Annotated in this window: 9 protein-coding genes; 2 read left to right on the plus strand and 7 right to left on the minus strand. The window is 66.8% G+C overall.

Annotated features, from left to right (window positions below):
- Positions 1 to 32 precede the first annotated feature (32 nt).
- Both P7V53_RS22990 and P7V53_RS22995 read right to left on the minus strand, forming a co-directional pair.
- Positions 33 to 1,478: an aminotransferase class V-fold PLP-dependent enzyme gene (locus P7V53_RS22990; protein WP_280151838.1), complete on the minus strand. Its 1,446-nt coding sequence runs from the start codon at positions 1,476 to 1,478 to the stop codon at positions 33 to 35.
- A 115-nt stretch (positions 1,479 to 1,593) separates the two neighbouring features.
- Positions 1,594 to 2,145: a DUF4395 domain-containing protein gene (locus P7V53_RS22995; RefSeq protein ID WP_280151839.1), complete on the minus strand. Its 552-nt coding sequence runs from the start codon at positions 2,143 to 2,145 to the stop codon at positions 1,594 to 1,596.
- 352 nt (positions 2,146 to 2,497) lie between these two features.
- Between P7V53_RS22995 and P7V53_RS23000 the strand changes: the two genes are divergently transcribed.
- Together P7V53_RS23000 and P7V53_RS23005 are read left to right on the plus strand one after the other, a co-directional pair.
- Positions 2,498 to 3,646 (plus strand): substrate-binding domain-containing protein, encoded by a 1,149-nt coding sequence (locus P7V53_RS23000; protein WP_280151840.1) that lies wholly within the window; start codon positions 2,498 to 2,500, stop codon positions 3,644 to 3,646.
- On the plus strand, positions 3,646 to 6,078 hold the full coding sequence (locus P7V53_RS23005; protein WP_348273486.1) for an ATP-binding protein: 2,433 nt from the start codon (positions 3,646 to 3,648) through the stop codon (positions 6,076 to 6,078). Before P7V53_RS23000 ends, P7V53_RS23005 begins: the two co-directional genes overlap by 1 nt.
- 788 nt (positions 6,079 to 6,866) lie before the next feature.
- On the opposite strand, the gene P7V53_RS23010 is transcribed toward P7V53_RS23005, so the two are convergent.
- The 5 genes from P7V53_RS23010 to P7V53_RS23030 form a co-directional block, all read right to left on the minus strand.
- Positions 6,867 to 7,325: a nuclear transport factor 2 family protein gene (locus tag P7V53_RS23010; protein WP_280151841.1), complete on the minus strand. Its 459-nt coding sequence runs from the start codon at positions 7,323 to 7,325 to the stop codon at positions 6,867 to 6,869.
- A 72-nt stretch (positions 7,326 to 7,397) separates the two neighbouring features.
- Positions 7,398 to 7,712, minus strand: a complete 315-nt coding sequence (locus P7V53_RS23015; protein ID WP_280151842.1) for an antibiotic biosynthesis monooxygenase — start codon at positions 7,710 to 7,712, stop codon at positions 7,398 to 7,400.
- Between the two features lie 150 nt (positions 7,713 to 7,862).
- Positions 7,863 to 8,099, minus strand: coding sequence for a trimethoprim-resistant dihydrofolate reductase DfrB (gene dfrB, locus P7V53_RS23020; protein ID WP_280156585.1), 237 nt, complete (start codon positions 8,097 to 8,099; stop codon positions 7,863 to 7,865).
- Between the two features lie 318 nt (positions 8,100 to 8,417).
- Positions 8,418 to 8,912: a RidA family protein gene (locus P7V53_RS23025; RefSeq protein WP_280151843.1), complete on the minus strand. Its 495-nt coding sequence runs from the start codon at positions 8,910 to 8,912 to the stop codon at positions 8,418 to 8,420.
- A gap of 373 nt (positions 8,913 to 9,285) precedes the next feature.
- Positions 9,286 to 12,495, minus strand: a complete 3,210-nt coding sequence (locus tag P7V53_RS23030) for a sensor histidine kinase (RefSeq protein WP_280151844.1) — start codon at positions 12,493 to 12,495, stop codon at positions 9,286 to 9,288.
- Positions 12,496 to 12,522 lie beyond the last annotated feature (27 nt).

Raw genomic sequence — 12,522 nt, forward strand, 5'->3', positions numbered from 1 at the left:
ATCGATCGGGGCGTCGGGCCGAGCCGGTCGGCTCACGACGCCTTGGACGGCAGGCCGAAATCCGCGCGCAGGTCGGGTTGGAAGCCGAGTGCCGCGTACTCGCCGCTGGCGCGGTCCTGGACGTACCGGCCACGCACCTCGCCGCGCGCGATGCGCTCGAGCGCGTCGGCCACGGCGTCGATGTCGTCGAAGCTGTTGTACGAACCGAAGCTGACGCGCACCATGCCCGGTATTGCACGGCGGTCGCCGGCGATCATGTCCGCGCGCAGATCCTGCACCTCGACCGGCGACAGCCCGAGCAGCGCGATGAGGTACGGATGCGCGCAGAAGCACCCGTTGCGCACACCGATGCCGAACTCGGTCGACAGCACCGCCGCGACATGGCCGTGCGACAAACCCTCCAGATTGAACGTGATGACGCCCAGCCGTTCACCGGCGCGCGCCGGGTCGGCGTCGCCGTAGATGGTGAGGCCCTCGATGCGCGAGAAACGTTGGAGTGCATACGCCGTCAGCTCGGCCTCGTGGCGCGCGATCGCGTCCATGCCGATGCGCTGCAGCGCCTGCACGGCGGCGGCCATCGCCACCGCGCCGACGACGTTGGGCGAGCCCGCCTCGTCGCGGTCTTCGGCCGCCGGCGCCCACTCGACGTCGTCGAGCGACACGAACTCGATGGTTCCGCCGCCGCGCTGCTCGGGCGCGCCGCGCTCGAAGGTGTCGCGCCGGCCGATCAGCGCGCCGGTGCCGAAGGGCGCGTACATCTTGTGCGCCGACAGCGCCACGTAGTCGAGGTGAGCCGGGTCGTCGAGCGCGCCGACGCGGATCGCGCGGTGCGGCGCGAGCTGCGCGCAGTCGACGAAGATCTGCGCGCCGGCGGCGTGCACCTTCTCGGCGAGCCGGTGCACGTCGGGCAGCGTGCCGGTGACGTTGGAGCCGCCGGTCACCGCGAGCAGCCTGACGCGGCCGGCGTGCTCGCGCAGCAGCCGCTCGAAGTGCGCCTCGTCGAAGCGGCCGAGCGCGTCGCAACCGACGTGCAGCACCCGCGCTGGCGTCGCGCGCCACGGAAGATCGTTGCTGTGATGCTCGAGCTGCGATACCAGCACCACATCGCCGGGCTGCAGCGCCAGCCGCGCGGCCAGCTTGTTGATCGCCTCGGTGGTGTTCTTCCCGAAGAGGACGACGTGCTCGGGATCGTCCGCGCCGACGAAACCGGCGACGATGCGGCGCGCGTCCTCGTAGGCCTGCGTCGCGACACGGCTCTTGAAGCCGGCGCCGCGGTGCACCGAGGAGTACCAGGGCATGAACTCGTTCACTGCGTCGAGCACCTCGCGCAGCACCGGCGTCGAAGCCGCGTTGTCCAGGTTCACGTAGGCGCGCCTCCCACCGCCGAGCACCGGGACCTCGCGGTCGATGCCGACGACACGTTCGCGCACCGCCGCCAGCGCGTCGGCGTGCCGGATGGAGTTCAGCTGGATCAGCATCGTAGGCCTCCCAAGGGGTCAGGCAAGGCGGCCGTCGCCGTCGAGGCCGAAGCGCTCGACGAGTTCGTGCCAGATCGCGGGCGTGGTCGTCATGGCAGCCTCCTCACGGGTCGGGTCAGCGGATGTCGCAGGCGCCGTGCGCGCAGATCTCGTAGGCCTCGTCCTTGCGCGCCCAGCCGCGCCGCACCAGCAGGCCGTGGATCTCGCAGCCGAGGCACAGTCCGAGCACGGCCTCGAGCCACATCAGCGTCAGGCAGATCAGGCAGATCGTCAGCGGCAGGGCGCCGCGGATGCCGCTGTTGGTGATGACCATCATGGCGAACGACATCACCAGCCCGAGCGTCCAGGCGAAGCGTTTCGGCTTGGCCGACGCCCATTCCGGCTTGCGGCGGCGCACCATCCAGCCGGCGACCACGCCGAGCGGGCTGGACTGGATGCCGACGGCGACGCGGACCAGGAACTCGACGAAGAACAGCGTCGTGACCGTCTGGATCGGCAGGTACTGCTTCGCGAAGTAGGCGTAGACGAAGGCCGCCGCGCCGAGCACCAGCGTCATGCCGGCGGCCGCGCGCACCTGGTGCTCGTTGAACACGCCGGCATGCACCGGCTGGCCGTCGTGCTTCAGACCGTGGATCAGCTCGCCGTGGGTCGCCGGAAGAATCGTCATCTCGGGTGCCTGCAAGGTCGTTGCGACAGGCTTCACTCTCGGCGTCGGCCGCCGGAAAGTCCTAAAGGGCGCCCAAAACGTTCCCAAAACCGGACCGCCTTGCAGCCGCTGGACGGCCGCGATGAGAACCTCGAGCTGGTGCGCGGGCTGCTCGCCGGGCACCGGCTGGTCACGAGTTGGCCGCCATCACGCCCTGCCGCCTTCCCGGCTCGCTGGCACTCGACAGCTTCGAGTGCCATGCCCAGTGACTATCATTGCGCTGCGAACGTCGTTCGGACATTCGACTGTCCGATGTCGTGGTGCTTGCATGGAAGCGCCCCCGGGTCCCGACCCAGTGCATTGGAGAAGCTCCATGAAGTGCACGCTGCTCGCCTTGGCATGTGCCGGTATGCCGCTGGTGGCGACGGCTGCCGGTCCTCCTGTGTCACTGGCACCCGGCGCCGAACCCGTCGCTTCGAACAGGCTTGCCTCGGGCTCCCTGGCCGAGGCTCAGCGCGTTCTTGACGCTGCAGCCAAGCCCGCCGCCGCGTGGAATGGGCCGCGAACCGGTCCGCCGGCCCAGCCCGGAAAGCACATTGCCGTCGTCGGCGAAGATCTTCGCAACGGAGGCATTCTGGGCGTCGCCCAGGGTGTGCGCGAAGCCGCCAAGGTAATCGGGTGGAATGTCAGCGTCTTCGATTGCGGCGGCACCGTCAGCGGCAGGCGAAAGGCGCTGGCGGACGCATTGGCGAAAAGCCCGGACGGCCTGCTGCTGATCGGCCCGGATGCCCGCGCGATCCGGGCCGGGTTGCTGCCGTACGAAGGACGCGGTGTCCCCATCGTGGGCTGGCATGTCGCACCCACGGCAGGACCCGTGGCCGGCACGCCGGTGGCGATGAACGTGTCGACCGATCCACTGGAGGTTGCGCGCGTGACCGCACTGGCGGCGATCGTGCAGTCCAAGGGCCGTGCGGGCGTCGTGGTCTTCACCGACACCAGCCTGGAGCTGCCGAAAACCAAGGCGAACGCCATGGCCGATGTCGTTCGCGCGTGCCCCGGGTGCACCTTGCTCGAGATCGTCGATGTGCCGATCTCGAAAAACCCGGAAATGATGCCGCGGACCACGCGCGACCTTCTCGCCCGCCACGGCACGCGATGGACCCACGCACTGGCCATCAACGACATCTACTTCGACTATGCCGCTCCGGTGTTGACACAGGCCGGCCTGGCGAACGACGCGATCAGCATGTTGTCGGCCGGCGACGGCAGCGCGGCGGCGTTCCTGCGCATCAAGGCGGGCACCTTCCAGTCGGCCACCGTTGCCGAGCCGCTCAACTTGCACGGTTGGCAGCTGGTCGACGAAATGAACCGGCTGCTTGCCAGGCAGCCGGTCACCGGCTTCGTGTTTCCGGTGCATCTCGTGACTCCGGCCAATATCGACACCGACGGCGGCGACCGCCTGATGTACGACCCGGCCAACGGCTATCGGGACATCTACAAGCGCATCTGGCAGAGGGGGTGATGCTGCGCATCCCGCAATCGCTCACGGCCCAGTTCGCCCTCGCGGTATCCGCGCTGGTGCTGGTGATGGTCGCGCTCGGCGTCACCACCATCTATGCCTTGACCAGCTCCGCGGAGACCGTCCGGCAGCTGGCGGAGCAGCGCCTGTCGCACCTGGAGGACGCGCAGGCACTGGTGCAGCGCACCCTGCTCATCGAGCGAATGGCGCTGCGGCTGCCCGGGATCGACGTGCCGGGCGACCTGCGCGAAACGCATCGCAAGGTCATCGAGGAACTGGAGTCCTTCGACCGTCTGGTGGACCGCCTGGCGGCTGCGGCGGCACATGACAACGTCGAGGTGCTGGACCTGCATCGCTCGAGCCAGTTGTTCCGCAACACCGTCAACATCGTCGCCCAGCTGCACGACAGCGCACCCGGGCCGAAGTCCGCGGCGGGCGACGGGCTGCGACGCCAGGCCGAGGCGCTGGCGGCGGCGGCGCGCCAGCAGTCGGACTATTTCACGCGGGACTACCGGGAGGCAGTGCGCGACCTGCTCGAGGTCTCGGTGCGCACACGGTGGCTGGTCGTCGGTCTGGTCGGGGCGAGCTTGCTGATCGCCTGGTTGATCACGCACCAGTTTCTGGGCCGCCATGTCGTGGCGCGGCTGAGGCAGGTCAGCCACCACCTGCGGCATGGCGACATCGATGGCCGGCCCGGCAGCGTCTCGGTGCAAGGCAGTGACGAGATTGCCGACATGGCCCGCGCCGTCGAGCAGTTTCTCGAAGACCGGCGGCAGCGCAAACAGGCCGAGATGGAGGTGCTTGCGCTGAACTCGCAGCTGGAGCAGCGCGTGGCCCGGCGCACGGCCGAACTGACGCTCGCCAACGCCCGCCAGCAGGCCGAGATCATCGAACGGGAAAGGGTCGAGACCGAGTTGCGGCGCCACCGCGAACACCTGGAAGACCGGATTCGCGAGCGCACCGCCGAGCTGGTCATCGCCAAGGATCGCGCCGATGCCGCGAACCACGCCAAGACGGCCTTCCTGGCGCGCATGAGCCACGAGCTGCGCACGCCGCTCAATGCGGTGCTGGGCTATGCGCAGCTGCTGCAGCGCCATCCCAACTTGACCCCACAACAGCAACTGCGGGCCCTGCAGACGATCGAGGCCAGTGGAGACAACCTGCTGGTGCTCATCAACGAAATCCTGGATCTGTCGAAGATCGAGGCCGGAAAGCTGGACCTGCATGCGGCTGCCTTCGAGCTCCCCGGCTTCGTCGAAGACATCGCCGCCATGATCCGCATCAAGGCAGAGCGAAAGGGCTTGCGCTTCCGGCACGAGAGGGACATCGACCTTCCGCAGACCATACGGGCCGACGAGAACCGACTGCGCCAGGTGCTGCTCAATCTGCTGGACAACGCGGTGAAATTCACCGACCAGGGTCAGTTGACACTGCGCATCACGATGCCGCGGCGCGATGTCCAGGAGGCGGAGCTGCAATTCGAAGTGCAGGATTCAGGCGCCGGCATCGACGAGACGGATCTCGAGACGATCTTCCGGCCTTTCGAGCAGGTCTGCGACGAGCGACACCGCTACAGCGGCACCGGCCTCGGCCTGGCGATCAGCCGCCAGCTCGTGCGCTTGATGGGCAGCGACATCCATGTCGAAAGCCGGATCGGAGCCGGCAGCCGGTTCTGGTTCACCCTTGCGGTTCCCATTGATCAGGAGGTGTCCTCACCGCCGCCCGCGCAGGCCGCGATTTCCGGCTACACAGGGCATCGGAGGCGCATCCTGGTCGTCGACGACGTGGCGCCGAACCGAGCGGTGCTGACGGACATCCTCGAGCGCATCGGCTTCGAGGTGCTCGAGGCGGCCGATGGCCTTCAGGCCCTCGAACACGTGGCGGCCAGCGCTCCGGACCTGGTGCTGATGGACATGATGATGCCGGTCATGGATGGGCTCGAAGCCACGCGGCGGCTTCGCCAATTGCCAAGCGGGAACGATCTGCCCGTGATCGCCGTGTCCGCAAGCGTCTCCGATGCCGACCGGCACCGCTGCCTGGCGGTTGGCGTCGTCGAATTCGTCGCCAAGCCCATCGACCAGACGGTGCTTCTGGAGCAGATCGGCAAGACCCTGGGCCTGACCTGGACGGTGACGGAAGCGAGTGCGACCTCCGCTCTCGAGGAGGAAGCGCTGGTGGCTCCGCCTGAGCACGAGATGCAAAGGCTGCGACTGCTGGCCCGCGCCGGCAACATGCGTGCACTGCGTGAATGGTCGGACCATGTCGCAACTCTCGACGCACGATTCCATCCCTTCGCAGACAGGGTTCGCACCCTGGCGGAGGGATTCGAGTCGACTGAAATCGCCGCACTGTCGGAGCGATACGCGGGATCGGACGCGGAGAACGTCGCCGACGAGGTGGCCCCAGTCGCAAAGCCGGCCAGCAGCCATCCGTGACGGACAGCGACGGCAGCGCGACAACCCGCTGTCGACCTGTCCCACGAGCGGCTGGGCACGGCCGCTTCGTGCGTGCTGGTGCGCCCTGATCCAAGATCAGCCCACCAATTGCGAGGCCGCCCTCTTCACCGCAGCCGCGAGTCCAATGTCGCAGGCTTGAGGACCGTCATGGAGGCAGAGCGCGGCATCGTCACGGCGAAGGCTGGACATGAGCGCGGCTTGCAGACGGCGAAGCCGGCTGGAAGACGTCCGCTCGATGGAAGGGTTGGAAATCGCCAAGGTTCGCGCTGCTATGGAAGGCGGACCGTGCCCCGTCCAACCTGCTTCCCGCCCTCGAACACAGTGAACTCCCGTTTGCTCGGTTCGACTTCAACTTGGGAGTCGCAGGCCAACGATGCGTCAGCACTCTGGCCGGGTTCGAGTGATGGCGAACTCGCGGGGAGCGCCACGGTGCAGGTGGTCTCGATCGTTCCGCGTGGGAACCTGACTTGAGGCCGATAGTTGTTGCTGATCGCGCCACTGCGACCTGTCTGACCTTCCGCCTTCAAGAGAGTGAAGCCGACGGGAATGGGCGAATTCGCCTTGAAGGTGACTGATTCCGGAGGCTTCTTGCTGCAGCCGCTCGCGAAGACGACAGAGGCGACAACAGCGGCTGCAACAGTGGTGAGGCTGCGGAGATCAGAGGGCATAGGTGAAAGGGCTGTGAGTTTCGGACTTCTAACGTTTGACATGAGGGGCGCCCGCAAGCAGGCGAAGCCTGATTGTGGACGTCCCCCTCGATGGAAGGTTTAGGCCGCATTCGGAGTCTCGCGCGAAGATGGGACAGCCAGATGCTGAGGCCAGAGCAGCGGAATAGGCGGGAGCGCCTCCCAGAATGGTATGACCCTGCTGATGCGACCGTCGGGAGCCAGTTCGAGCACTGACTGCCCGCTTGCCACTACCGAACCCTCCTCGTTGACGATGGCCTTCGCAAAGCGGGCGACATTGCCAAAAGTGTTGACTCCACTGGCAAGCACGAGACGGCACTCTGGCCAATTCTTGTGAAACCCAGCAATCTTCTCCGAGATCGCTGCATAGCCCGCGAACACGCGTTTCGGTCCCCAGATCTCCGCGTCGGCTGTAAGGCAGCGGGTGAGCAGTTCGCCTCGGCGAGCGGCGTCGTGCTCCGCAAAGGCCTCCAAGTAGACCGCCAGCGGCTCAAGGAATGCGGAAGGCTCCATGGCGGTGGATGTGGGCGACTCGTTCATGCGGTCTAACGTTTGACATGAGCGCGGCTTCGGGCTGGCGCAGCCAGGTCGAACGTCCGCTCGATGGAAGGATTAGGCCGCATTCTTGCCTGGCAGCTGGACGTGTGTTGCCTCATAAATGGCCATGCTCGGCTCTTCCTGGGCGAGTGCAGCCAGGGCTTTGGCAAATGCTCTGGACGCTGGAACCCTGAAATGCTCCCACAGTGCCGCCTGACTGGCCCACTGCTCGACGAACACCAAGCGCGACGTGTTCTCAGTGTCTTGATGGACGGAATGTGCGATGCACCCTGGTTCGACCCTTGACCGGGTGACGTGCTCTTGGCTCAGGGACAAGGCTTCGCTGAGGCACCCTTCCTTTGCGACCACACTTCCCAGGACGATGATCATTGGGCGCCTCCAAGTTTGTGGCTGTTCATTCTGCGGCGACGTGGGATAGCGTTGCGTGGCGCGCGCGCTTTCTGCGGCCTGACGTTTGACATGAGCGGCGGCTTGACTGCCGCGAAGCGGCTGGCAAGACGTCCGCTCTCGATGGAAGGGTTAGCTCACGCGTTCAAGCGCGGCGACGGGGTAAATCTGCACAGATCCAGGATGGGCTTCCGACTCAACGGCGTAGCCTTCCGGCGTCAGCTGTGTGCTGTACCAACCGACGATACGGCCCTGCCACGCGGCGCCAGACTTCTTGCGAACGCGTTCTCCGAGCTCGAACGTCGCGGGAAATGTCGGTTGGATCTGGTGATCGTGAGATGCACCAGCGGCAACGCTGCTCTGTTCCACATTCAACCTTTCGTCAAGGCCGCCCGACTCGTAGAGTTGCCACTACCCCTTCGGTCGGGACAGGAAATTCTAGCTTTCGGCACTCGATTGAGCACAGTTGCCGCCAGCGCTGGCTGCAAGCTTTTCGCCATGTAGGCAGCCGACACTTTCGCTGCGGCTGTTCAACCACACGGACTGGCGCCGACTCCGCTGGCGCACCGAGATGCCTCTGCTGCGTGGCCTGACGTTTGACATGACCGGCGGACTCCAGACGGCGAAGCCGGCTGGGAGACGACCGCTCGATGGAAGGGCTAGGCGCTCTGCCGCTCGACGGAAGAATCAGGCGTCTCGTGGAAAAAGCTCAACCTCACCCTCGATCTCCACGGGAATGTTGAAGGGAAGCTCGGCCATTCCCACCGCGCTGCGCGCATGCGCTCCGCGCTCCTGGCCAAAGACAGCAAGGATGAGTTCCGTGAAGCCGTTGATCACCGCAGGCTGCCGGTTGAACCCTGGCGCTGAGTTCACCATGCCAAAGGCCTTCGTCCAACAGGCGATGTGGTCCAGGCTTCCGAGCTCTCGCTTGAGGCTGCCCAGAATGGCCAGGCCGGCAAGGCGAGCCGCCACAAGCGCTTCCTCCTGTGTGACCTGACTGCCAACCTTCCCGAGGGGCTCGGCAAGCGAGCCGTCCGCGTTGGTGGGTCCGTGGCCCGAGACGAGAGCTCGGTTGCCTACCACCCGTACCCATGGGAATGGGAGCACGGCACCAGGTGGAAGCTTCAGCGGCTCCGGCAACACGTAGCCGAGTGAATGCAGGCGGTCTTCAACGGTCGACATGCTTGACTCCACGTGGGACATGACGTCTAACGTTTGACATGAGCGGCGGCTTTCAGACGGCGAAGCCGGCTGGAAGACCTCCGCTCGATGGAAAGGCTAGACGGCATTCTCTGCCCCACGGAGGAAGCCGCGGCTCAAAACACCAGTGGGCGAGACAGCGAGCGGAACAACTCGAAGCAGAGGCGACAGGCGAGACAAGACCGGCCGTCGGTTTAGGACAAACGTGCGGCAGAGGATGAGACCCTTGAGTTGCGACGAGCAGGAGTCAGCACGCGCCTGCTCGACCAGATCCGCCCGGCCGGTGAGGCGGTCGCAGGCACCGGCGCCAGCGTCGTATCGCAAGGTGTGCATGCGGTCCTCCATGCCGCCTCTATCAGTGCCGGGTGCGCGCGCCCGCATCGTAGGCGCCACGGCCGGGCACCCGGAGCTCCACCTCGGTGCCGCGCCCCACCGCGCTGCGGACGTCCAGCTGTCCACCGATGACGGCGGCACGCTCGCGCATGCCTGGCAATCCGAAGTGGCTGTCGGGTTGCTGGCCCTCGATCGTCGTCGCGTCGATGCCTTTGCCGTCGTCGACGATCGTCAGCCGGAACTGCCGCACGCCGTAGTTCAGCGTGACGGTGATATGCCGTGCGTCGGCGTGGCGGAAGCTGTTGCGCAGCGCCTCGCCTGCGATGCGGCACGCCTCCTCTCGCACGAGCGGGTTCAAGCTGCGCGTCGTTCCGTCGACCGCGACGCCGACGACTGGCGCGTTGGCCGCCGGGTGGGCATTGGTCAAGTCGGCGCCGATCGCAGCGATCGCCTCGGCGAGGTCGTTGACCTCGACGGTCGAGGCGCGCAGCCCCTGCACTGCGTTGCGCCCTTCGACGATCGCCGACTCAGCACGGTCCAGAGCGAGCTCGAGCCGCTGTTTTGCTTCCAGCGGACGCTCCGGCAGGGCGTCGAGGGCCGTGCGGAACCAGAGCAGCGACGCCTGATACGTCTGCAGCAGCGTGTCGTGCAAGTCGCGCGCGATGCGTGCACGCTCGCCGAGCCGCGCATAGAGTGCGATCTCGAATCGGCGGTGCAACTGGCGGACGCGCAGGCGGTACGCGAGCCAGAGCATCGTGAGCAGCAATGCGGCGACCAGGATCCGGAAGTACCACGACGCATACCACGGCGGCGGAATGCGGATCTTGAGCGCGCGCGCGCTTTCGCTCCAGTCTCCGCGGGCGCCGCGAGCCTGGACCAGAAACGTGTAGTCGCCTGTCGGCAGCGTCGTGTACGTCGCGCTGCGCCGCGCGCTGTCCGTCTCGTTCCATTTCGTTTCGAGCCCTTCGAGCCGGTACCGGTAGCGCGTCCGCGCCGGATCGGCATAGTTCAAGGCGGCGAAGTCGAACGACACGATGCTGTGCGATTCCAGCTCCAGCGAAGCAGCGGACCAGATGGGCTGCTTCAGCGGCGCGCTTCCCGGCACCACCGGCTCGCCGAACAAGCGGAAGTCGGTCAAGAACACCGGCAGCGCGAGCTTGCGCTCGACGACCTGCCCGGGAATGAACGCCACCAGCCCCTTCTGCGAGCCGAAGAACATCTCCCCGCTCGCGCCTTTGGCGGCGACCACGGGCGCAGCGAACCGGTCGGTCAACAGGCCATCCGACGCGTGATAGTTCGTGAAGGTCTGGGCACGCGGATCGAACCGCGACAGCCCGTTCGGGGTGCTGACCCACAGGCGTCCGTCGTCTTCTTCCAGGATGCCGAGGACCGTGTCCGCGGGAAGCCCGGAGCGCGAGTCGTACGACGTGAATGTCGCGTCGCGAGGATCGAGCTTGCCCAGCCCGCGGAACGTGGCGGCCCACACCGTCCCCGCGCGATCGACGTGAACCGAGTTGACGCGGTTGTGGCCGGGCGGATGCGCGGCGCGAAGCTCGGCATCGAAGACCCTGAAGCTGCCGGTGCGTGGATCGAAACGGTGCACGCCGCGTGAAGACGTCGCGAGCCACAGCGCACCGCTCGCGTCCTCCGCGATCGAGCGGTACTGGACCAGACTTCTCGGTTGCGGGCTGAAGGTGGAGAACTGCTCCGTCGCCGGTTCCCAGCGGCTCAGGCCGAAATCCGTCGCCACCCACACGCTGCCGCCGCGATCGACGCGCAGCGCCGTGACCCGGTTGTGGTTCAGCGATCGCGGATCGGATGCGTCGTGGGCGTACGTCGTGTACCGGCCCGAACGGGCATCGAGGCGGACGAGACCGTTGCCATTCGTGCCGAACCACAGATGGCCGGACGGGTCCTTCGCGATGGCGCTGACGCCTCGCGCGAAGGCGGGGTGGTCGACCGGCGTGACCTGATCCGTCGTGCGGGCGACACGGTTCACGCCGCGGTCCGTGCCGACCCACAGCGTGTCGGGATCTTCCGGGTACACCGCGGTCACCGCGCCTTTGCCGAGGCTGTGGGGGCCCGCTTGCTGGTGGCGGTACGACCTGAAGCGCGGACGCTCGGTGTCGAAGCGGTAGACGGCCCCCGCCTTCGTCGTCGACCAGAAGCTCCCATCGCGATCCTTGAACAGCCCCACGACCAGGTCGCCGCGCAAGCCGTCGGGATCGTCGGGGTCGCTCTGGTACCAGATCGCGTGCGTGCGTTCCGGCGTCAGCTTCACGAGGCCGAGCTTGTCGGTGCCGAGCCAGAGCGCCCGGTCGCCATCCTCCTGGATCGACAGGACGCCGGAGGACGCGTTCGGCGCCAGTCCGCCGTTGCGGAACGCATAGACAGTGACGTCGCCGCTGGCGACGTCGACCGAGGCCAGATCACCGCCGGAGGACAGACCGAACCACAGCCTTCCGCTGCTGTCCTGGAAGGGTCTCGACGGAAAGCCCGTGCAGACGAACTTGCGTCCGGACGCCGTCTCGAGCTTGATGTGTCGGGTGACCTTGCCCGAGCGCCGGTCGAGCGCGTAGAGCCCCTCGCTGCTGGTGACCCACAGGGTGCCGTCCTGCATGGCAGCCATCGCGATGACGCGCGTCTCGCCGACCGCGGGCGTGTAGCGCGGCCGATGACACGTCGTCTTCGACGTGTCCGGATCCAGGGCCGTCACGCCGTCGTCCGTCGCGAGCCAGATCACCCCGTCCTGGTCCTCGACGATGTCGTGGGCGATCCTGACGGTGCCGCAGGCCTCGTTGGGCGACCGGTATTGCGTGAAGCTGCCGGTTGCAGGGTCGTACCGATTGAGCGAGTCGTCGGCGCCGATCCACAGCCGCCCCGCGCGATCACTCGTCAGCGAGTTGCCGATGAGGAAGCCGACGCTGTTCGTGCTCTGGCCGTCCGGAACCTTCATGAAATCGTAGCCGTCGTAGCGCCGCAATCCATCCGCGGCGCTCAGCCAGACAAACCCGAAGCGGTCCTGCGCCACCCGTCGCACCGCAGAAGGCGCGGACGGCGACACCAGCGGATGAAACTGGATCGGTGCGCCTGCGACGAGAGCCACGTCGACGACGGCGATGTCCTGCGCGCGAGCGAGCCCGCAATTCGCAAGCGCGGCAAGCGCGGCAAGAGCGACAAATGCGGCAAGAGCGAAGGACTGCGCGACGGAGTGGCGGCTCCACCTCTTCATGCATCGCATACGCGTCTCAGATCAGAA

It is taken from the genome of Piscinibacter sp. XHJ-5 (assembly GCF_029855045.1).
Taxonomy (GTDB): Bacteria; Pseudomonadota; Gammaproteobacteria; order Burkholderiales; family Burkholderiaceae_C; genus Albitalea.